The sequence below is a fragment of the Falsiroseomonas sp. HW251 genome, from assembly GCF_050563545.1.
In the GTDB taxonomy this organism is placed as follows: Bacteria; Pseudomonadota; Alphaproteobacteria; order Acetobacterales; family Acetobacteraceae; genus Falsiroseomonas.
Genome location: NZ_JBNXUM010000041.1, coordinates 38735 through 58830 on the forward strand (window position 1 = coordinate 38735; position 20096 = coordinate 58830).

The 20096-nt window shown below is 69.8% G+C and carries 23 protein-coding genes, 1 tRNA gene and 1 pseudogene; 12 read left to right on the forward strand and 13 right to left on the reverse strand.

All coding sequences use genetic code 11. From position 1 onward, the window contains the following. Positions 1-4 precede the first annotated feature (4 nt). The 6 genes from ACLF3M_RS31670 to maiA all read right to left on the reverse strand — a co-directional run bounded on the left by ACLF3M_RS31670 (position 5) and on the right by maiA (position 5478). Positions 5-610, reverse strand: a complete 606-nt coding sequence (locus tag ACLF3M_RS31670) for a 2-hydroxychromene-2-carboxylate isomerase (RefSeq protein ID WP_430661018.1) — start codon at positions 608-610, stop codon at positions 5-7. A 102-nt stretch (positions 611-712) separates the two neighbouring features. After that, positions 713-1744: a methyltransferase gene (locus tag ACLF3M_RS31675; RefSeq protein ID WP_430661019.1), complete on the reverse strand. Its 1032-nt coding sequence runs from the start codon at positions 1742-1744 to the stop codon at positions 713-715. 123 nt (positions 1745-1867) lie between these two features. Beyond that, complete coding sequence (locus ACLF3M_RS31680) at positions 1868-2854, reverse strand: ABC transporter substrate-binding protein (RefSeq protein ID WP_430661020.1); 987 nt, start codon at positions 2852-2854, stop codon at positions 1868-1870. Beyond that, positions 2854-3834, reverse strand: coding sequence for a Bug family tripartite tricarboxylate transporter substrate binding protein (locus ACLF3M_RS31685; protein WP_430661021.1), 981 nt, complete (start codon positions 3832-3834; stop codon positions 2854-2856). Before ACLF3M_RS31685 ends, ACLF3M_RS31680 begins: the two co-directional genes overlap by 1 nt. Before the next feature lie 17 nt (positions 3835-3851). Further along, the gene (locus ACLF3M_RS31690; RefSeq protein ID WP_430661022.1) at positions 3852-4841 is read right to left on the reverse strand and encodes a 2-hydroxyacid dehydrogenase; all 990 of its coding nucleotides are present in this window, start codon (positions 4839-4841) and stop codon (positions 3852-3854) included. Further along, positions 4831-5478 carry a maleylacetoacetate isomerase gene (maiA, locus tag ACLF3M_RS31695; RefSeq protein ID WP_430661023.1) on the reverse strand — a complete coding sequence of 216 codons (648 nt, stop codon included), beginning with the start codon at positions 5476-5478 and terminating at the stop codon, positions 4831-4833. Before maiA ends, ACLF3M_RS31690 begins: the two co-directional genes overlap by 11 nt. 101 nt (positions 5479-5579) lie before the next feature. Here maiA and ACLF3M_RS31700 point away from each other — a divergent pair, with 101 nt between their 5' ends. From ACLF3M_RS31700 to ACLF3M_RS31710, 3 genes are all read left to right on the forward strand, one after another. After that, positions 5580-6536, forward strand: coding sequence for a dihydrodipicolinate synthase family protein (locus tag ACLF3M_RS31700; RefSeq protein ID WP_430661024.1), 957 nt, complete (start codon positions 5580-5582; stop codon positions 6534-6536). A gap of 65 nt (positions 6537-6601) precedes the next feature. Continuing rightward, positions 6602-7924 carry a sulfite oxidase gene (locus tag ACLF3M_RS31705; protein ID WP_430661025.1) on the forward strand — a complete coding sequence of 441 codons (1323 nt, stop codon included), beginning with the start codon at positions 6602-6604 and terminating at the stop codon, positions 7922-7924. Continuing rightward, positions 7924-8289, forward strand: a complete 366-nt coding sequence (locus ACLF3M_RS31710; RefSeq protein WP_430661026.1) for a hypothetical protein — start codon at positions 7924-7926, stop codon at positions 8287-8289. The genes ACLF3M_RS31705 and ACLF3M_RS31710 overlap by 1 nt, the downstream gene beginning before the upstream one ends. Before the next feature lie 166 nt (positions 8290-8455). Here the strand turns inward: ACLF3M_RS31710 and ACLF3M_RS31715 are convergent, their stop codons facing one another. Beyond that, positions 8456-8740 carry a hypothetical protein gene (locus ACLF3M_RS31715; RefSeq protein ID WP_430661027.1) on the reverse strand — a complete coding sequence of 95 codons (285 nt, stop codon included), beginning with the start codon at positions 8738-8740 and terminating at the stop codon, positions 8456-8458. Positions 8741-8897: 157 nt separating this feature from the next. On the opposite strand from ACLF3M_RS31715, the gene ACLF3M_RS31720 reads away from it, so the two are divergent. Then, positions 8898-9770, forward strand: a complete 873-nt coding sequence (locus ACLF3M_RS31720; RefSeq protein WP_430661028.1) for a fumarylacetoacetate hydrolase family protein — start codon at positions 8898-8900, stop codon at positions 9768-9770. A 31-nt stretch (positions 9771-9801) separates the two neighbouring features. Continuing rightward, positions 9802-10764: a tripartite tricarboxylate transporter substrate binding protein gene (locus ACLF3M_RS31725; protein ID WP_430661029.1), complete on the forward strand. Its 963-nt coding sequence runs from the start codon at positions 9802-9804 to the stop codon at positions 10762-10764. 51 nt (positions 10765-10815) lie between these two features. Here the strand turns inward: ACLF3M_RS31725 and ACLF3M_RS31730 are convergent, their stop codons facing one another. Then, positions 10816-11100 carry a hypothetical protein gene (locus tag ACLF3M_RS31730; protein ID WP_430661030.1) on the reverse strand — a complete coding sequence of 95 codons (285 nt, stop codon included), beginning with the start codon at positions 11098-11100 and terminating at the stop codon, positions 10816-10818. Between the two features lie 106 nt (positions 11101-11206). Between ACLF3M_RS31730 and ACLF3M_RS31735 the strand changes: the two genes are divergently transcribed. Beyond that, positions 11207-11836: a glutathione S-transferase family protein gene (locus tag ACLF3M_RS31735; RefSeq protein WP_430661031.1), complete on the forward strand. Its 630-nt coding sequence runs from the start codon at positions 11207-11209 to the stop codon at positions 11834-11836. A gap of 293 nt (positions 11837-12129) precedes the next feature. Continuing rightward, positions 12130-12222 (forward strand) — tRNA-Ser (locus tag ACLF3M_RS31740). 168 nt (positions 12223-12390) lie between these two features. Here the strand turns inward: ACLF3M_RS31740 and ACLF3M_RS31745 are convergent. The 4 genes and pseudogenes from ACLF3M_RS31745 to ACLF3M_RS31760 all read right to left on the reverse strand — a co-directional run bounded on the left by ACLF3M_RS31745 (position 12391) and on the right by ACLF3M_RS31760 (position 15716). After that, positions 12391-13548 carry a tyrosine-type recombinase/integrase gene (locus ACLF3M_RS31745; RefSeq protein WP_430661032.1) on the reverse strand — a complete coding sequence of 386 codons (1158 nt, stop codon included), beginning with the start codon at positions 13546-13548 and terminating at the stop codon, positions 12391-12393. 110 nt (positions 13549-13658) lie between these two features. Next, a pseudogene (locus ACLF3M_RS31750) lies at positions 13659-14303 on the reverse strand (helix-turn-helix domain-containing protein); the annotation flags it as partial. Then, positions 14191-15015 (reverse strand): DNA-primase RepB domain-containing protein, encoded by an 825-nt coding sequence (locus ACLF3M_RS31755; protein WP_430661033.1) that lies wholly within the window; start codon positions 15013-15015, stop codon positions 14191-14193. The gene ACLF3M_RS31755 and the pseudogene ACLF3M_RS31750, both read right to left, overlap by 113 nt. Before the next feature lie 125 nt (positions 15016-15140). After that, positions 15141-15716, reverse strand: coding sequence for a hypothetical protein (locus tag ACLF3M_RS31760; protein ID WP_430661034.1), 576 nt, complete (start codon positions 15714-15716; stop codon positions 15141-15143). A 183-nt stretch (positions 15717-15899) separates the two neighbouring features. On the opposite strand from ACLF3M_RS31760, the gene ACLF3M_RS31765 reads away from it, so the two are divergent. Next, the gene (locus ACLF3M_RS31765) at positions 15900-16361 is read left to right on the forward strand and encodes a hypothetical protein (protein WP_430661035.1); all 462 of its coding nucleotides are present in this window, start codon (positions 15900-15902) and stop codon (positions 16359-16361) included. Here the strand turns inward: ACLF3M_RS31765 and ACLF3M_RS31770 are convergent. Next, on the reverse strand, positions 16298-16924 hold the full coding sequence (locus tag ACLF3M_RS31770) for an RNA polymerase sigma factor (protein ID WP_430661036.1): 627 nt from the start codon (positions 16922-16924) through the stop codon (positions 16298-16300). The two genes, ACLF3M_RS31765 and ACLF3M_RS31770, sit on opposite strands and share 64 nt — an antisense overlap. Positions 16925-17210: 286 nt before the next feature. On the opposite strand from ACLF3M_RS31770, the gene ACLF3M_RS31775 reads away from it, so the two are divergent. The 4 genes from ACLF3M_RS31775 (at position 17211) to ACLF3M_RS31790 (ending at position 19922) form a co-directional block, all read left to right on the forward strand. Beyond that, positions 17211-17858, forward strand: coding sequence for a hypothetical protein (locus ACLF3M_RS31775; RefSeq protein WP_430661037.1), 648 nt, complete (start codon positions 17211-17213; stop codon positions 17856-17858). 263 nt (positions 17859-18121) lie between these two features. Further along, positions 18122-18685 carry a hypothetical protein gene (locus ACLF3M_RS31780; RefSeq protein ID WP_430661038.1) on the forward strand — a complete coding sequence of 188 codons (564 nt, stop codon included), beginning with the start codon at positions 18122-18124 and terminating at the stop codon, positions 18683-18685. A 30-nt stretch (positions 18686-18715) separates the two neighbouring features. Further along, entirely contained in the window at positions 18716-19540 is an 825-nt protein-coding gene (locus tag ACLF3M_RS31785; protein ID WP_430661039.1) for a hypothetical protein, read from the forward strand. Between the two features lie 13 nt (positions 19541-19553). After that, the gene (locus ACLF3M_RS31790) at positions 19554-19922 is read left to right on the forward strand and encodes a hypothetical protein (RefSeq protein WP_430661040.1); all 369 of its coding nucleotides are present in this window, start codon (positions 19554-19556) and stop codon (positions 19920-19922) included. The last annotated feature ends 174 nt before the right edge of the window (positions 19923-20096 follow it).

The following is a 20096-nucleotide window of genomic DNA, read 5'->3' on the forward strand; positions in this document are numbered from 1 at the left end:
GGCGCTACCCCGCCGCGAGATGCCGGTCCACGAAGTCCAGCCGGTCCTGGCCCCAGAACAGCTCGTCCTCGATCGCGTAGGTCGGCGCGCCGAAGACGCCGCGGGCCAGCGCGGCCTCGCTGTCCTGCCGGCGCTGCTTCGCCCATTCCTCGCGGTCGGCTTCCCTGAGCAGCCAGTCCGGGTCGAGATGGACATCGGCGATCAGCGCGGCCAGCTCGTCGCGGGCGCCGGGGTTGCGGTCCTCCTCCCACAGCGCGCGCAGGATGCGGTGGGCCAGCGCCACGGCATGCGCGTCGGTCTTCAGCTCCCGCACGGCGATGACGCATTGCGCGGCCAGCGTCTCGTCGAAGGGCGAATGGGTGGGCGAGAGCTCGATCGGGATGTCGAGGAAGCTGCGCCAGCGCGCGAGTTCCTGCAGCCGGTAGGCCTGGCGCTGCGGGCTGCGCTTCGGGAGCGGCAGCCCGCCCGAAGCCGGGAAGATCACCTCGCGGAAGTCGACGGGAAAGACGCGGAGCTCCGCGCCGTGCCGGCGCGCGATCGCCTCGATCCGCGCGGCGCCGAGATGCGTCCAGGGGCTGTTGAGCGAGATGTGGTAGTCGATCCGCGCCATCGCCGTTCCTCCGTGGGCGTCCAGGCTGCACCCTGTCGCGCCGGCTCGACAAGCCGGGCGCGTCTGCGTGGCGGCGGCGACGGCAGGATCGCGATCTCCGGCTCAGCTGTCGCGGCGCACGGCCTCGACGATGCTGACGGTGGATTCGGTGGGGATGACGCGGCGGAGCTCGAAGCCGGCTTCGCCGAGCAGCGCGCGGTGCTCGGTCTCGGTACGCTCGCGTCCGCCGGTGTAGACCATCATCAGCAGGTCGAGCAGCTTCGCGAAGGAGGGAGCATTGCCCGGCGGCACGACGAGCTCCACCAGCAGCAGGCGGGCGCGCGGCGTCATCGCGGCGGCGATGTTGCGCAGGATGGCGACGGCGCGCTCGTCTTCCCAGTCGTGGATCACCTTCTTGAGGAGGTAGAGATCCCCACCCGGCGGCACTTCGGCGAAGAAGTCGCCGGCCTGCAGGGTGCAGCGGCCGGTGCGCACGGCGCTGTCCAGCACAGGGCGCGCCATCTCCACGACATGCGGCTTGTCCAGCAGCACGCCCTTGATCTGCGGGTTCGCGGCGAGGATGGCGGCGAGCAGCGAGCCCTGGCCGCCGCCGACATCCACCACGGTCTGCGCCGCGCCGAATTCATAGGCCGCGACGACCGCCATGTTCTCCGAGGCGGCGCGGCTCGTCAGGCCCTCCACGGCGATGCGCGCGGCCTCGGGATGATCGGCGTAGTAGTCGAAGAGCGGCTGGCCGAAGACATGGTCGAAGGCCGGCTTCCCGGTGCGCAGGCTGTAGAGGAACTCGCCGAAGGACCGCCAGAGCAGCGGCTCGCCCATCATGATGGCGAAGGGACGGAGCGAGCCAGGCGTGTCGCTCCGCAGGAGATCGGCGAGCGGCGTCAGGCGGAAGCGGCCGCCATCCGGTTCCTCCGCGAAGACACCCTGGCTGGCGAGGGTGCGGAGCAGGCGGTGCAGGGCCCGCGGCTCGGTCGCGGTCGCCTCGGCGAGGTCGCTGGCCGCCCGCGGCCCGTCGCGCAGCAGGTCGGCCAGGCCAAGCTTCGCGGCCGCGTAGACCGCCTGGGTGATCCAGGCCCCGGTGACGAGGCGCAGCATGGCGCTGACATCGGACGGGGCGGGGGCCTGTTGCGTCATGGCGGCGCTTCCTGGCGCGCCGCGCGCGGATCGGCCGGCGCTGGCCGACAGGGAGCGCCCGGACCGGCGGGCGCCGCAACGGGAAAACGCGCCGGCCCGGTCAAGCCCCCGTGGGCGGCGGCGTCAACTCGCCAGCGTGTCGGCGGCGAAGACCTCCTCGATCGCCAGCACGCGCCGCGCCAGCCCCTGGGCATGCGACCAGCGGCAGAGCGCGTCCCATTCCGCGCGGTTCGCGGCGATGCCGTACGCCCAGGGATCGGGGCCGAGCAGGGTGCGCATCGCGTCCCATTCCTCGGCGAGGAAGGGGAACATCGTGGCCGGCGCGCTCTTTGCCAGCGTCGCGACCCACTCGGCTTCCGCCACCTGCTTCGCGCGCAGGAAGGCGTCGTAGAGCGCGTGCGCCAGCCCCGGCGCGCGGTCCAGCACGTCGCGGCGGATGCCGACCAGGTGCATGGTGGGAAAGAAGCCGGTACGGCGGAAGGACGCTTCGGCCGCGGCGCGGGGATCCGGGAACAGGCGCGTGACGCGGGGATCGCCGGCGGAGAAGGCGTAGGGCGGAGTCGGCGACATGACGGCGTCGAGTTCGCCGGCCAGCAGCGCGGCGTTGAGCGTCGCACCCACCGGCAGCGGCCGCACGTCCAGGCCAGGCGGCAGTTCCAGCGCGAGCCGTTCCCTGCGGCCGGCCTGGTTCGTCCCGGCGGTGCGCCAGCTGATCCCGTTGACGTCCACGCCGTGCTCGTCCGCCAGGATGCCGCGCAGCCAAAGGCCCATTGTCATGCCGTATTCCGGGATGCCGACGCGGCGGCCTTCCAGGTCCTTCGGCGTCGCGATCCCCGCATCGGCGCGGAGGTAGATGCAGCCGTGGCGGAAGGCGCGCGAGACCGGGACGGGGATCGCGACATACTTCGCCTCCCCGCGCGAGAGCTGGATGAGCTGGGAGGACATCGAGAGCTCGCTGACGTCGAACTCCGCCCGCGTGACGGCGCGCGGGAAGGTCTGCTCGGTCGCCATCGGCACGGGGACGACGCGCGCGCCCTCGACCTGCACGCGCCCGTCGAAGATCGGGCGGACGCGGTCGTAGTCGCCGCAGGCGAGCGTGATCGTCAGCATTAGTCGGGCTTGATGCCCGCCCGCGCCACCAGCACGCGGAAGCGCTCGTTCTCCCGCGCGATGAGGTCGCGGAACTGCGCGGGCGTCAGCGGGGCGGGATCGGCGCCCTCGATCGCCAGGCGCTGCGTCATCTCGGGGTCGTTGAGGAAGCCGTTCACCGTGGCGTTGATGCGCGCCACGACCTCGGCCGGCGTCGCGGCGGGCGCGACGAGGCCGTGCCACTGCACCATCTCGTAGCCCGGCACGGCATGCCCCACGGGTTCGAGGCCCGGCATAAGCGCCGAGGGCTGCGCCGCGCTGATGCCGAGCGCGAGCAGCCGGTTGTCGCGCGCCGCGGGCAGCACGACGGGCGCGCCGGCGAAGCTGCACTTCACGCGCCCGGCGAGCAGGTCGGTGAGCATCGGGCCGTTGCCGCGATAGGGGACGTGCACCAGCTCGATCCCCGCGGCGTCGCAGAAGCCGGCCATGGTGATGTGCGACGCCGATCCGTTGCCCGCGCTGCCGTATTCGATCGTGCCGGGCGCGCGCTTCGCGAGAGCCACGAACTCCTCCGCCGTGCGGGCGCCGACGGAGGGATGCACGACCAGCACCCCGGGCAGGGTCGCGACCAGCGCGACGGGGGCGAAGTCGCGCAGCGGGTCATAGGGGTTGTTGGGGTAGATCCAGGGGTTCACGGCCAGCGTGCCGACATGGCCCCACATCAGGAGATGCCCGTCCGCCGGGCCGCGCGCGACGGAGGCCGCGCCGACCGTCCCGCCGGCGCCGCCGCGATTCTCCACCACCACGGGGTTGCCGCCCAGCGCCTGCTGCAGCTTGGCCGCCAGCGGGCGGGCCAGCAGGTCGTTGGAGCCGCCGGGGGGGAAGGGGACGACGATGGTGATCGGGCGGTTCGGCCAGCTTCCCTGCGTCCCCTGGGCGAAGGCGGGCAGGGGCAGTGCGGCCAGCGCGCCGGCGCGCAGAAGGGTGCGGCGGGTGGTCATGCGAAGCATCCTCGGGCTCAGCCGATCGCGTTGAGCGGCGGCTCGCCGCGCGCCAGGCGGGCGATGTTCTCCGCCACCGTGCGCGCGCGGCCGGTCAGCATGCCCTCCGTCCAGCCGGAGCTGTGCGGCGTCATCAGCACGTTCGGGAGCTCGTGGAAGGGCAGGGTGGCGGGCATGGTCGCGCCGGGCGCCGCGGGGTAGCGGTACCAGACATCGAGCGCGGCGGCGGCGAGGCGGCGGTGCTTCAGCGCCTCGTAGAGCGCGGCCTCGTCCACCACCTCGCCACGAGCGACGTTCACCAGGATCGCACCAGGCTTCATCAGGCCGAGGCGACGCGCGTCCAGCAGGCCGCGCGTCGCATCGTCGAGCGGGACGGAGACGACGAGGTGGTCGGCCTCGCGCAGCATCTCCTCGAGCCGCTCCGGACCGCCGATCCAGGCGATGCCGGGCGGCGCGGGGCGGGCGCGACGGCCGATTGCGACGATGCGCATGCCGAAGGCGGCGGCGCGGCGGGCCACGGCCTCCCCGATATGGCCGAAGCCGAGCAGGCCGAGGGTGCGGCCGCCGAGTTCGGGCCAGAGCGGCGGCGCCGGCGCGCCGACCTTCCACTGGCTCTCCCACCGTCCCTGCCGCAGTGCGGCGTCGAGGCGGGCGAAGTCGCGGCTGAGCGCGATCATCGCGCCGATCGCGTGGTCCGCGATGCCGTCCTCATGCCCGAAGGCATTGGCGAGCAGCACGCCCGGGCGCAGCGCCGCGCGGTCCACGCGGTCCGTCCCTGCGCCGGCGACCTGCACCAAGCGCAGCCGCGGGGCGGCAGCGGCCATCTCCGGGGTGAAGACCATGGAGACGATGACGTCCACGTCAACGAGCCGGGGCAGGATCTCCGGGACATCGCCCGCGATCGCCTCGCAGGACGCGGCCAGCAGCGGGCGCACCAGCTCCGCCAGGCGGCTGGCGAAGGCGCCGACGAAGGCGACGCGCATCGGCACCGCGGCGTCACTCGGCATCGGGCTGCCGGTCGGGATAGGTGTCGGCGAAGGCGGGCAGCGTCATGCACGCCGCCTCGATCGCGACGATGCGCGGCCAGGCCGACAGGTCGCAGCCGAAGCGGCGCGCATTGTAGAGCTGCGGCACCAGGCAGAGGTCGGCCAGGCCTGGCGCGTCGCCCTGGCAGAAGCGGCCGGTCGCGGGTTCGGCCAGGCGGGCCTCGAAGGCGGCGAGGCCGGTGTCGATCCAATGCCGCGCCCAGGCGTCGATGGCGGGCTGTTCCTGGCCGAACTGGCGCTTCACGTATTGCAGCACGCGCAGGTTCTGGATGGGATGGATGTCGCAGGCGACGATCTGCGCCAGCGCCCGGACGCGGGCGCGGCCCCAGGCATCGGCGGGCAGCAGGGGCGCGCCGGGCTGGGTCTCGTCGAGCCATTCGACGATGGCCAGCGACTGCGTGAGCGCGCCCTGGCCCGGCACTTCCAGGGTCGGCACCAGGCCCTGCGGGTTGAGCGCGAGATGGTCGGGCGCGGATTGCCCGCCCCTGCGGAGATGGCGCGAGACCTGGCGGACAGCGATCCCTTTCAGCCCCAGCGCGATCCGCACCCGCCAGGCCGCGGAGGAGCGGAAATAGCCGTGCAGCGTCATCTCGTTCATGGGCTGGCCTCCCTGGTCGCGCCATGACGCGGGCGGGGCAGCGGCCTGTCAACCATCGGCCCGCCCTGGTAAGGTCGCTGCACGAACAGAGGATCGCACCCATGGCCAAGATGCGGATCGAGGGCTCCTTCGTCGCCCTGATCACCCCCTTCAACGCCGACGGGACGGTGGATTTCGGGGGCTTCCGCACGCTGCTGGACTGGCACGCCCGCAACGGCACATCGGCCGTGCTGATCATGGGCTCGACCGGCGAGGTCTCCATGCTCGCGCCGGAGGAACGCCGCGAGATCGTGGAGAAGACCGCCGCGATGAAGGCCGAGGGCGTGAACGGCCGGATGAGGTTCTTCTACGGCTGCACCGGCACCTCGACCGCCGCGACGATCAGGTATCTCCAGCACGCCAAGGCCGCCGGCGCGGATGGCGCGATCCTGGCGGCACCCGCCTATATCTGCGCGCCGGAGGACGACATCGAGGCCTTCTTCGCGGAATGCGCGGATGCGGTGGAACTGCCGATCGGCATCTACAACAACCCGCCGCGCGTGAAGTCGGACCTGCACTGGGACCACCTGCTGCGGCTGATGAAGCACCCCAACATCGTGGTGCTGAAGGAGAGCACGACGCGCGTCGGCCAGGTCGCGCAGGTCTGCGCGGCGCAGCCCGACGCGACGATCATGTGCTGCGACAGCCCGAACCTCGGGCTCGTGGTGCCGACCATGTCGCTCGGCGGGCACGGGACGGCGAACATGACGGGCAACATCGACCCCGCGGGGATGGCGCGGCTCTCCACGCCCTGGACGACGCCGGAGCAGTCCGTCGTGTTCCGCGACACCTACCTGCGGCTGCTGCCGCTGCTGCACTTCACCTACAGCGCGATCAACCCCGTCGCGGTGAAGTCGCTGATGAAGGCCGTCGGGCTGCCGGCCGGCGACCTGCGGCGGCCGCTGACCGGGCTGAAGCCCGATCACCTTGCGCGCGGGGTGGAGATCGTGCGGAAGCTCGGCCTCGACGCGCAGTATGGCTGGCGCCTGCTTGGCGCGCTGCCGCTGGCAGCGGAGTAAATCCTCCGCTCTTGCCGGAGTGCTGAAGCACCTCTAACTCCGTTTCAAGCGACGGAGGAAACGCGATGCTGCGCCACGGCAAGGCCGAACGCTCGGTCCAGGAACTCTATCGCGACGATCCGGAGCGCGGTGACGCCCTCGCCTTCGGCCGGCGCGGCGCGCTGAAGGGCGCGGCGCTCGCGGCGATGGGGGCCGTGGTCGGCGGCGCCATCCCCTTCGGCGGCCGCATGCCGGAGGGGCTGCTGCCCGCGATCTTCGCCCGCCCCGCAGCGGCCCAGGGCGGTGCGCCGCAGCTGCTGCGCATGGACGGCAAGGCCGCGCTGATCCTGCAGGGCGAGCGGCCGCTGAACGCCGAGACGCCGGAACACCTCCTCGACGAGCCCGTCACGAGCTACGCCAACTTCTTCATCCGCAACAACGGCCTGGTGCCGGACGCCGCGGCCGATCCCCGCGCATGGAAGCTCGTCATCGACGGCGAGGTGAACAACCGCCTCGAACTGACGGTCGGCGAGATCGAAAGCCGCTTCCCGCTCGTCACGCTGCAACTGCAGATGGAGTGCGGTGGCAACGGGCGCAGCTTCTTCGCGCCCCAGGCGCGCGGCAACCAATGGGGCAACGGCGCGATCAGCAACGGCGCCTGGACCGGCGTGCGCCTGCGCGACCTGCTGGCCGCCGCGGGGCCGAAGGACGGTGCGCGGTTCACCGGGCATTTCGGCGCCGACCCGCATCTGTCGGGTGATCCGAACCGGCAATCCATCAGCCGCGGCATGCGCCTGGCCAAGGCGCTCGACGAGGACACGCTGGTCGCGGTCCGGCTGAACGGCCAGCCCATCCCGCAGCTGCATGGCGCGCCGCTGCGGCTGCTCGTGCCGGGCTGGCCGGGCAGCCTCAGCCAGAAATGGCTGACGCGGATCACGCTGCTGAACGAGCCGCATCGCGGGCAGGGCATGGGTGGGACCTCCTACCGCATGCCTCTGCGCCCGATCGTGCCGGGCAGCGACGACAACGGCGCAAGCTTCGCCGACATGGAGAGCATGCCGGTGCGCGCCATCCTGTCCTCCCTGGCGCACGGCACCAGGCTGCCAGCGGGGACGCGCAGTGTGGATCTCCGCGGCGCGGCCTGGGCCGGCGACCTGTCGGTGCGCGCCGTGGATGTCAGCGTCGATTTCGGCCAGAGCTGGACGGCGATGGAGGTCTCGGCCCCGGCCAACCGCCACGCCTGGCAGCGCTGGACGGGCCGCGCGGCGCTGCCCTCCGACGGCTATTTCGAGATCTGGTACCGCGCCACCGACAGCAACGGGCGCATGCAGCCCTTCCAGGCCGCGAATTGGAACCCGCAGGGCTACGGCGCGAACCCCATCAGCCGCGCTGCGATCCTGGTGGGCTGATGCGCAGGCTGCTGATGGCGGCCTGCGTCGCGCTCGGACCCGGTGCGGCGATGGCGCAGGATGCCGCGCGCGACGCCGGCGCCGCCCAGGCGATCCAGTCCGCGACGGAGGCGGAGACGATCCTGCCGGAGGGCGAGGGCCGCTCCGAGACCTTCGCCTACTGCACAGCCTGCCACAACACCGCGCTGATCCGCCGCAGCCGCTTCACCCGCCAGCAATGGGACGGGCTGATGGACTGGATGGCGGAGCGGCACGGCATGAACCCGCTGGACGGCGATTTCCGCCGGACGATCGTGGACTACCTCGCCGCGCATTTCGGCCCGGCCCAGGCGCCGGCGCGGGGACGCAATCCCTTCCTGAACTGATGCCGGGCTCAGGAAGCGCTGACGCACTTCATGCTTCAAACGCCAGCGCTCGGCTTCGCCGCATAGGCGGCGGGCCGCGTTCGCGGCGTCGTGCCGGAGGCACGCCCCCGGCGTGACGGCCGACTTCGTCGGCCGTACGTCAGGACTTCACGAGGCAGGCATGAGCTCAGCGTGGCGTCACCACCACGACCGGGGGTGGCGGCTGGGTGACCACGACGGTCGGGTCATGCGCCGGCGTGGGCAGGGCCGGCGGGGCCGGCATGCCCGGCGGGCCGGTCAGCACGGCGCCGCCGCCGCGATGCGCCTCGTTCGCCTCCGGCGTGCGCGGGCCGAGATCCACCGGCGGGCCGGGCGAGCGGGCCTCGCTGCCCGAACGGTCCGGCGCTCGCGTCTGCGCCAACGCCGGGGCGGCGAGCAGCGCGACGGACAGGGCCGCGGCAAGCGCACGCATGGTGACCTCCACCCGATGATCCGACGCGGCCAACGCGCGGCGCGGGCCGGCGTTGCGCCAGGCGGATGATCCGGCGACCGGGCCCCGCCTTGCCGGCATCCCGCTTCTCTCGATAGAACGGCCCGTCACCTGCCTTCGATCGAGAGGAAACGCCTGCATGCGGCTGCTGCGCTACGAAGACGGGGGGCGCGCCGTGGCCGGCGTGCGCCTGGGCGACCAGGTGGTGCCGCTCTCGGCCCTGGCGGGCGTGCCGGACGATCCCGTGGCGGTGCTCGCGGGCGGCGCGGCGCTGTGGGCGAAGGTAACAGCCGCGGCCTCGGCATCGCCGGCGAGGAAGCCGGCGGCGGGGCTGAAGCGGCTGATGCCGATCGAGCGGCCGGGCAAGGTGATCTGCATCGGGCTGAACTACGCCCTGCACGCCAAGGAAGGCGGCAATCCGATCCCGGACTACCCCGCGGTGTTCCTGCGCGTGCAGTCTTCGCTCGTCGGGCCGGATGCGCCGATGCTGCGGCCGGGCTGCTCGACGAAGCTCGATTACGAGGCGGAGCTTGCGGTGGTCATCGGCTCCACGGCCCGCTGCGTCAGCGAAGCCGGGGCGCTGGCTCATGTCGGCGCGTATTCGCTGTTCAACGACGGCTCGGTGCGGGACTACCAGCGCAAATCCACGCAATGGACGATGGGCAAGAACTTCGACGCGACCGGCGCCTTCGGGCCGGAGCTGGTGACGCCGGACGAGCTGCCGGCCGGCGCCGCCCCGCTGCGGATCAGCGCGCGGGTGGACGGCATGACCGTGCAGGACAGCACCACCGGCGACATGATCTTCTCCGTCGCGCGCTGCATCTCCATCCTGTCGGAGGTCATGACGCTCGAGCCCGGCGACGTCATCGCGACCGGCACGCCGTCCGGCGTCGGCTACGCCCGCAAGCCAGATCCGCTCTTCCTCAAGCCCGGCATGACGGTCGAGATCGAGGTCGAGAGCGTCGGCGTGCTGCGAAACAGCGTCGCGGATGACCCGGCCTTCGCGAAGTAGCGGGGCGCGCCGGGGCATGGGGGGAACGACGATGGACACGAGGACGACCAGGCGGGCGCTGCTGGCCGCGGCGCTCGTTGCGCCCGCCGTGGCGCATGCGCAGGCCTGGCCCGACAGGCCGGTCCGGATCGTCGTGGCCTTCCCGCCAGGCGCGTCCACCGACGTGCTGACGCGCGCCGTGGCCAACGCGCTGCAGCCCGTGCTCGGCCATCCCGTGGTGGTGGAGAACCGGCCGGGCGCGGGCGGCAACATCGCGACAACAGCGGTCCGCCGCGGCGCGGCCGATGGCAGCGTCTTCCTCGCGCATTCCGTCGCCTATGCCGTGAACCCCAGCCTCTTCCGCAACGCGGGCTACGAGGCCTTCGACCTCGAGCCCGTGGCGATGATGGCGAGCACGCCGAACATCATCACGGTGAACCCGGAGAAGCTGCAAGTCGCGACCCTGCAGGAGCTGATCGCCGCGGCGCGGTCGCGGCCGCTCGACTACGGGTCGTCGGGGATCGGGACGACGACGCATCTCGGGATGGAGCTGCTGTTCCGCTCCCTCGCGCGGGTGGAGGTGCAGCACGTCCCCTTCGGACCGGCGCAGGCCGTCACCGCCGTCGTCGGCGGCCAGGTGCCGGTGGGCAGCACGAGCCTGCCGCCGGCGCTGCCCATGGTGCGGGAGGGGCGGCTGCGCGGAATCGCGGTGACGGGCGCCCGCCGCGACCCCGCGCTGCCCGACGTGCCGACCGTCGCCGAGCAGGGCTTCCCCGGCTTCGAGGCGCTGACCTGGTTCGCGTTGATGGCGCCGCAGGGCACGCCGGCCGCGATCGCCGACCGCATGAATGCCGAGGTGAACCGCGTGCTCTCCGCGCCCGAGATGCGCCAGCGCCTGGACGGCATGGGCTTCGCACCGGACGTCCGCGGCCGCGCCGACTTCGCGGCGTATCTGCGGTTGGAGGTCGGCAAGTGGGCTTCGGTGGTCAGGACCTCGGGCGCGACAGCCGAGTAAGCCGTCCGATCGACAGAGGGCTTCAGCCCTGAGCCGTGAATCGGCCGGCCCTCAAACAAACTGCCCGCGAAGGAAGCCGAGGGCGGGCAGGGGGCTCCACTTCTTCGGGAGGTCCGCACGGCGGATCGGGGCGACGGAGTAGTGCGGGACCGGCTGGCTCGATCGCCGCAGCCACTCGGCATAGGCGCTGACCTGCTGCGCGCGCCACGCACGGTCTTCCAGCGCGTCGGTGCGAGAGCGGTACACGTTCGCCACGCGGCTGCGCTTCCCCGCGGTCGCGATCACCGCCCAGAGCGTGTCGTCGTCCCCACCGCGCAGGCTGACGAGGCTGGTCACCTCGCCTGAATCGCAAACCGGGGCGGGTCCGGTCAAGCTTGGCGTTGCCGCCGGGCTGTGGGATCACCGGCGCCTGACCCTGACATGCACGGGAGCCCGCCTCGGGATGATCGACCTCCACACCTGGAACACGCCCAATGGCCGCAAGATCAGCGTGGCGCTGGAGGAGATGGGCCTGCCCTACAAGGTGCACACCGTGAACATCGGCCAGGGCGAGCAGTTCAACCCCGCGTTCCTGGCGATCTCGCCGAACAACCGCATCCCCGCGATCGTTGATCCCGAGGGGCCCGGCGGCCAGCCCATCAGCGTCTTCGAATCCGGGGCGATCCTGCTCTACCTCGCCGAGAAGACCGGCCGCTTCCTGCCGCAGGACGCACGCGCCAGGGTCGCGGTGCACGAGTGGCTGATGTGGCAGATGGGCGGCTTCGGTCCCATGCCGGGCCAGGTGCATCACTTCCTTCTGCAGCCCGAGGGCCCCGCGCGGGACTACGGCGTCGGCCGCTACCACAAGGAGACGCTGCGGCTTTACGGCGTGCTGGACCGGCGCCTGGAGGGGCGGGAGTACGTCGCGACCGAGGGCGAGCCCTCGATCGCGGACTTCGCGATCCTGGGCTGGGCGTGGCGGCACGAACGGCACCAGGTGGACTTCACGGACTTCCCGGCGGTCGGTGCCTGGTACGCCCGCATGATGGCACGGCCCGCGACGGCGCGGGGCTTCGAGGCCGCGCTGTCCTAGGGCGCGTTAGACAACGCCGCGAGGGTCGGTCCGGCGGGTCTTTTCCGCCCTGGGTTCGTCAGCCGGCTTGCCGATGGAACAACCATCGGCTGCGCCGTCGGCCTTCGGCGTCGCGGCAGTGCCGCGACCCTGCCCAGGCCGGAAAATCCCTCGCCGGCCCTCAGCCGCGCGCATTGTCTAACCGGCCCTAGGCCGGCCCCGTCGCCGGGGTTGCCCGGGGGGAAGTGGGCCGCTAGAAGCGGCGCTGCATACGTTGTGGCACTTCAGCCGGACTTGACGTGGGCGCCTCGCGCGGAGGGGTGGCCGAGTGGCTGAAGGCAACGGTTTGCTAAACCGTCATAGGGTGTTAAGCCCTATCGTGGGTTCGAATCCCATCCCCTCCGCCATTTCAATGACTTAGCTGTGCCTGCGAGGGTGCCAAATACAACGGTTTCCAGGCCACTGTGCCGACCTTTGTGCCGACCCCCTGTGCCATCGTTGCGCCGCCGACGTGCCGCAGGCGCGATGAACGTTGCGTTATGTGGTGATGCTGTCCGCGCATGCCTTGCCTTCGATCAGCCCGTGGGCGGGCTGATGATGACGGCGGGCGGGAGCGAACCAAAGCGGGTGCGGTCGCGCCCGTAGCGTCGTTGGGCGCCCTCGCCGCGGAGGAACCGCGTGTAGATCTCCGTGGTCTTCACGCTCGAGTGGCCCAGTTGCTCCATCAATCGATAGATGCAGGTCGGGTCGTCGATCAGCGACGCGATGGCGAAGGCGTGTCGCTGGTCGTGAAGACGGTACCGCGCCAGCTGAACGGGTGGCCGCCCTTCGGCATAGGCTTCGCGGTCCTCCCGTCCCTGGCGCTGACGGCACCATTGGCCGTAGCGCGTGCTGACCACGGCGCTGTCGGCGGACAGGTTGGCGAAGAGGCGCCCCTTGCCCGGCAGCCGGTCCAGCATATCGGCGGCTCGGCCCAGGTCGATGGTGCGCGTCTTGAGGCCGTGTGCGTTCCGCTTGACGCCACGCCGCAGCGTCGCATGCCTCTTGTCGGGATGGATGTCCTGCCGGTCGATCGCGAGCGCTTCGCCCAGTCGCATGCCGGTTTCCCGCAGCCAGCGCACGAGGTCGGCCATGTCCGTCGACCAGGTTGCCACCTCTTCGATGAGCGTCTGCACCGCGGCATCCTCAGGTGGGTCGAGCATGTCGGCGTCCCGGCCGATAAAGATCTTCCGCTCGAAGCTCCGCACTGGGTTCACGTCGATCCAGTTGTTGGCTACCGCGTAGCCGAGCACGCGGGACCACGCCGTCAGGTCGTTGTGGATGGTGCTCGAGGCGCACTCATCCTCGCGGCGAGCCATGACGAAGTCGAGGACGGTCGCCGTCGTGATGTCGCCGAGGGGCGTGCCTTCCAGTGCCTCGCTGATCTGCACCAAGCTCGTCTCGTAACGTCGGGCCGTCTTCGCAGCGAGCGTATTGCTGCGCACGAGGGTCTCCTGGACGGCGAGGTAGCCTTCGACCGCATCTTCCCACGTTCGGACCGGGGCGGGTCCCCGCCCGTCGCGGTGGGTGGCGGCGTCCTTCAGGAGCCGGTCGCGCGCCCGGCGCGCCGCCTTGACATCAGAAGTTCGTAGCGAGACGCGCTGCTCGGCGCCGCCGAGGACGTAGCGGCACCACCATGTCTCGCCGCGCCTGTAGAGGTTGCGGTCGGGGTCTTCGTTCTGGGTTCTCGGCATGGCCGATGCTTCTCGTTGGATTTGCGCATGCAGCCCCGGCCATCCTCGTCTTCGCCTGACGGCGGACGGGAAAGCGGAGCTGAATGACGTTGATTGGAGTGCTGAGCGAGATAGCCGCGGATGGAACTGGGCGTGACTGTCCAGGTGCGGCCGACCCTGTTGCCCGCGAGCTCGCCAGAAGCCAGGAGCGCCTGGACCATCCTGACGGACACGCCGAGTAGGGGGGCTGCTTCCGCCGCCTGGAGCCGATGCTCGAGGCTATGGTGCATCGCGGCTTCAGCAAGGGCGCCGCATTTGCAGAGCCCTTGCGGCCCTAGGTCCGGACTGCTCTGGATGGACGACCGCCCCGGCAGTGCCGCGGGGAGTACCCGCTGACAATCCGCGAATGGCGGCTCGGCTGATCGCAATCGGACCCGGCGCACCGGTGGCTCGCTCCGAATGCATCCGACGTCGGCAGCACGACGGCGGGTGCATCCACAACAGGGATGACATGCCCGCGCCTTCTGACGCTGCCGACGTCCTGGCTGCGCGTGCACAGACAGGTCTGTGCACGTCCCGAGGCGTCCTATGCTTGAGTTAGTCCGGCGCTGCAGAAATTTGCAAACAGCTGTGGGGGCTCGCCGGCCACGGAGGCTTGGTCGCTTAGTCCGTGGCTGCGACCTCTGGGCATCTTCCTTTCCCCGCCCCAAGGGGGCGCCCGTGATCAGCTTCCCTGGCAATTGCGAGCCGCGCGGCACAGACGGTCCGCGTTGCATACGCAATCGCGGCCGCCGGAGACATCTCCCGGGCTCGATCACCCGCTAACACCATCCGCAGCGCTGCCTCGGCCCCACCACCTCGCCTCAAGCGGCGACGCGCAGCCGAGAAATCCACACGGGACCGGTCAACCGGTATCGCGCATCGAAGGCTCGCGACAATCCGTCGACGCGCTTCAGCAGCTTCACAGAACGCTCTCGAATTCGGAGCGACGGCCGGCGTAGCAGCGAGCGGTTCCTGGGAATGCCTCTGTGCGTCATCAGCGGCCTCAGCTAGCAGTGCCGAGCCAGCGGGATCGACCAGAGGGACGGATCGGCGAAGGAGCACGAACGGGAATGACCCGTCCTCCCTCTGATGCCGCAGTTTCCGGTTCGTCGTGCCGACCAAGCGACCCAGCTGATGAGCGCTCGCGGCTCCGGGATCACCGCCAAATTGCCTCGCCAGGATCCGCGCTGCCGCACTGGCAACCGGCGCATCCACCTCGGCCTGCGCCACCGTGACCCACGCCTGGTAGTTGCCCTTCGATGTCTCGACCACAGCCGCGACGCCGTGGGCTGCGACCAACGCGTCAAGCTGATGCTGCCAGAGGTCGTCCACGAGGACGTGCCGCGAGCAGAGCGGCCGGCAGTAGACATGATCGCCACTCGCGTTGCGCGCACGAACCCAGGGTATCCACCTGATCAAGCCCATCGCATCGACTGTTCGCGACATGACCGGGCCGGCTGTCGCTGACGGCACGAGCCTAAGGTCGTAGCGTTCTGCTGGCAGGGCTGACAGCCACGCCGCGATGGCGGTGTGTGTCCGGTCTGACTTCGCAGTCGCATGCAATACGCTGTTCACGATGCTGACCCGTCAGCCGAGAGAGACCGAAGCACCTGCAATGTCTCCGGCCATGTTCGGCACGCCGGGGTGCGTCGTGTCAGACGCTCCAACCCCAGCGGCGACTTTCGGATGAACGCGACCGCCGCGTCATGCGACCTCGTCCCTGCCGGATGGTCCGCGAAGGCGAGCACGATCTCACGTGCGCCTGCACTGACATGATGCTCGACGATCTCCGCCGAGGCATCCGTCCAGCAGCCGCCGAGACCAATGGCGACCGTGTCATGGCGCGCACCATCGATCACCTGTGCGCAAAGTGCCGGCAGGGGACCGCACGTGAGCAGGATCCGACGCGCGATTGGGTCTCTCACTCGAGAGCGCACGATGCCCTTCTGCGCGCCGGCCGGATAGCTGTAACGCAGACGGCCGCGAGAATCCTGCTCGACGCGCTCCCATCCGAGGGACATGCCGCATGGCGTGCGGTGCATGGCGCAAAGAGCGCTGCCGGTGATGAGTATGTCGTCTCCAAAATTGCCGATGTCTGTCCGTGAAAGGCCAATGCGGCCGAGCCACGCGGGGATGCTGGAGAGCATGAGTTGATCCTGAGTTGTTCAATGAGATGAAGGTGCGATGTGCGGGGATGCGCGTGCCTGTTGGGACCGGCGCGGCATGCAGATATTGGCAAGAGAAAGAGGCGGCGGCGCTGTCACAGATTTCGCCGGCGTTCGTCTTCCTAATCTGCAGGGCGATGGACGCCCCACGGAGAGGAAAATCGAATGACTGGACGCATGAACCCAGAGCGCACGCTGTTAATCGGCGAGGCGCCGATCACGGCCGGAGCGCCGCCGTTTGCGCCACGAACGGCGGCCCGGGCAGCGCTTGCCGCGCTGCTGCAAGTGGAAGAGGACGCGCTGGACGGGATTGTCACTGTCCGCAACGCACTGGACACGCCGCAGCCTCGTCAGGGTTGGGGACGGGCGTTCGACCGGTACGGGGCGAGGAAGAAGATTGAGGCCCTGAAGCGCGGACGTGTCTTCGCGCAGCGCGACGTGATCTTCCTCAGCTGGCGGCTGGCCCGTGCTGCACGGGAATGCCTGCCGCAGCTTCCAGCCGAGCGTGGTCGCTGGGTCGAGTATGGACGCGGCAGCCGGCTCGCGTGGGTTCGGCACCCGGTCTATCTGGCAGCAAGCCTGTCGGAGATGCGCGATGACTGGCGAGCCCTCGGGCTATCGTCTTGAGCGCCTGCCAGTGCCCGGCGCAGGTCGCGCCGGGCACGAGTGAGGTTCTGACGCTCGGCGTCGTTTCGGCTGCCTGCCCCTTGAATTGCCGACAGCAGAGCGTGGCGGCGATGCAGCGGCATATCCGCCACGATGCCCGCAGCAGCCTGGAGGGCTTCGCGGGCGGCCAGAATATGCTCCGGATCAGCATCGGCGTGGATCATCTCTGGCAGATCGTCAGGCATCACCAGGATGGGCCGTCGCCGTGCCCTAACGGCTAGGTCGATGCTCATGTGTCGGATCATTGAGATCAGGAGCGGTTTGAGTGCGTGGATGATCCGGCCCGGGGGTCGAGAGGACGGGCCGCCGTACGCCGTCCAGCATTTCAGCATCAACTCCTGGCAGACGTCGTCCAGTCCCAGGCCGAGCAGCGACGCGGAGCGGGACAACGAGGAATCGCGCCCCGCATACCTTCTGATTAGCCGAGCTAAGAGCCCGGCGACATCGATGTCAGCATCGTCAGCGCTTGCGAAGGCCGCGTTCGCGAAAAGGCAATGCGCAACAATAGTCGTCGTCATGATCACGAAGTCCGGTAGAGGGTTTGGCGCGGTGCGCGGGCGACCCCATCGGCGTCGCCGTCATCCGCTTTTCACCGGGCGTTCGTACGGGGCCGTCCTCATCCGGCCGCCGACGTGACCCGGCACGCAGGCCGGGGCGCGACGGCGGCGGATGGGGACGGCCATCCCACAATGGGATCAGGGTAGGGAGGCACCGGCCACATTTGCCGCGAGCGGCTCGCGGCGCGTAGCACGGAGAGGGCGAGCCAATTCGGGACCGTGGTGGTCCACGGGTCAGCCGGGGGGACTAGCCGTGCTTGACGGGACGAATGCATCGAGATCGCCAAGCGCCATCGTCACGCGGATCTCCGATAACCATCTGCGGGGAGAACTCGCGCTAGCCGCCGGGCAGGAGCACCGCAGCCGGTCCAGCACATGGTTGACCGAAAGCACGCTGATCGTCGTGGATCTCCTCCAACTCGGGCCTGACGATCGGTCGCAAATTGTCGCCGATCTCGGCAGCAAGTCAGGGGAGGGAAATGGCCCCAACGAGCACGATGCAGCCGCTCTAGCGCGCTTGGTGATGGGATCCGGTATCGATCCACGTCGTGCGTACCGGGTCGCTGCCGCAGCCCGGCAACTCGTCCTGCTGCGCCCCAACGATCCTCGCGAGGCGATCAGCGCTGCGGGTGGCGTGTCGGCGTTGGCGACCGCATGGGGGCAGCGCGATGGTGACACTGCGGGCGACCGTGGCAAAAGGAAGCGCCTGGCAAACGAGCCTACTCGAGCGGCAGACCCAGAATTCGATGCCGTCGTCGCGCGCGCTACGCATGGCATCAGCACGGAACTCACCACGACGAGGGGGAAGTTGTACGCGGTGATCGAGGTCAGTGCCTTTGGCGAGCTCACCATTCTCGCGGTGGACAACGACATTGGTCGGCTAGCTGCGAGCGGCCGGTGATTTCAGCTGCGCCGCATGGCTGCACAGTGCAGCCTCGTGCAGCCTCGTGCAGCCTCGTGCAGCCTCGTGCAGCCTCGTGCAGCTTCATGCAGCTTTCCCCCGACCTTGCGGAATTGCGCCGAAATTGGCGGTGCTGGCCGTCCGAAAAAAATCTTTAGGGAGACACACGGCGGCGACTCCGCGACGCGGCGGGCGGCTAGACACGTGGTCGGTCGGAGCGAAGCAAGCGGGAGAGGGTCATGCCAGGCCGCATACGGACGGAGATGTGCGACGTCGAACGCGGCATTGCGGAACTGCTCGCCGAGGGCGTGCAGGTCGCGTGGACGCGGGGGCGGGTGATCGGCCTGCGGCATCTGCGGGCGCGCGTGGGTGGCGACGCTGATCGCGTGCGGTCGATGGCAATCGTCGCGTTGCAGAAGTTGAAGGGTGGCATTGAAAAGGACGCCCTTCTCGAAGCTCGCGAGTTCCTTCGCGGTCCACGGTCGCCTTCCCCGCTCGCCGGGCTGTCTACGGAGGAACGAAAGAAATTTCTCGATTTCGCGGCAGCATTTGCCGCCTCCGCGCGTCGGGCCTTCGACCGGGGTGAGACACCCCACGACGTTGCGGATTCTTCTCGCGGCGACGAGAACTTGTGGAGCTTAGAGACGACCCGCCACGAGGAGCAGCCCGCTGCCTCCCGTGCCGAGGTGGCGGTGGAACGCGCCAGGCAGAATGCCCCCTCTACGCCGGCACATGGTGCCCTGGATGCGCTGCTCGAAGAGCGGCGGAGAAGGGAGATCCCGACCGTGCCGGAGTTCAATCCGTTCCTCCTTCCAGACGATGAGTGACCGCGGGCGGTCACCACCAGGAGCCCGGTCATGTCCATTCTCCAGAACCTGAACGCCAAGCGCGCAGACTACGGCGCCGAACTGATGAGCAGCACCGCGAGGGCGGTGATGGTCGTTGCTGCCAAAGGCGGCGTGGGCAAGACCACCATCACGGAGGTGACGTCGACCGTGCTGCAGGACTCCGAGGTGCCCCACACAATCGCCGAGTGCGAGGCAAACCGCCGGATTGAGGGGCGTGTCGCTGCTCCGGTCACGCACCATCCCCTGCACAAGGAGACTGTTGCTCAACTGGCACGAAACCCAGACCTGCTTAACCGGTACTGGGACGGGGTCTACCGACAATACCTGGCGGGGCCGCTAATGCTCGGCGACCTCGCGGCCAACGCGCTGGATCTGTTATTGAGATGGGCCAGTGACCCGCCGACCAACGCGGCGCTTCAGCAGGGCGCGAACTGGAAGTTCGTGCTGGTCGCGACGGCGGACCCTGAGTCTCTCAGCGGGACGCTTAAGTCCGCTGCCGGTCTGGCGCATGTGCTGCCCGAGGCGGAGCGCTGGATCGTCTTCAACGAGATCGCCGGTCCGGTCGATCTGGCGCATCCCGGGATGCAGGAGTTCGTGAAGCGGGCAAACTGCCAAGGCCCGCTGCTTCTGAGCATGTGCCGCGCTCCGCACTTCTCAATCCTGCGCGCGCAGGGCGGGTACTTTCAGACCGCGATGACCGCGACGCCGACGAGCCTGCTCCGTCACGGGATGGACTACCTCGAGGCCGGACGCGCGATCTGCGGGCTCCGGGACTGGGTGCTCGACAGCTGCGGCATCATGCGGCCGGTCGTGAAGTCGCTGCTGAAGACGTGACATGTGGCGGTCCGTGCTGCTCGATCTCTGGCTGGCGAATCAATCGCTGAAGAAGCGCGAAGCCGCGATGGCGTTGTGGCGCGAAGCAGAGTTCGAGCGGCTGTCGGATGAGGAGTTCTCTGCGGTGCTGGGCATCGCAGAGAACCAACTCGGGCATGACGTGGTGATCCGGATGTGCAGGGCACGCCTCGGCCAGCGCCGGGGCGTGCCTACGCGTTTGGAGGCGCTTCGCCGGGCGTGGCATCGCGCGTGCGATCATGACCAGGATGCCAGCGCGGCCGTCTGGTCCCTGATCGCGAATGTCGCGGGTTCGCGTTGGGTCAGGATGGGCCTCGTGACCCTGCTGATTATCGCGATCGTTGACGTGTTCGGCCTCGACTGACGCTGTTGGCCAAGCTGGTGGGCGAGGCGATCCGCCCAACCGAGCATTCCTGTCCCAACCCGATGGTTGCCGGCGCGGAGGTAACCGTCGTGACCTGCCCCCTGCCTGATCCCTCGATTTGGGTGAGAGTCCGTCCCGAGCAGGAGACGGACGATGAAGAAGAGCAGATTCAGC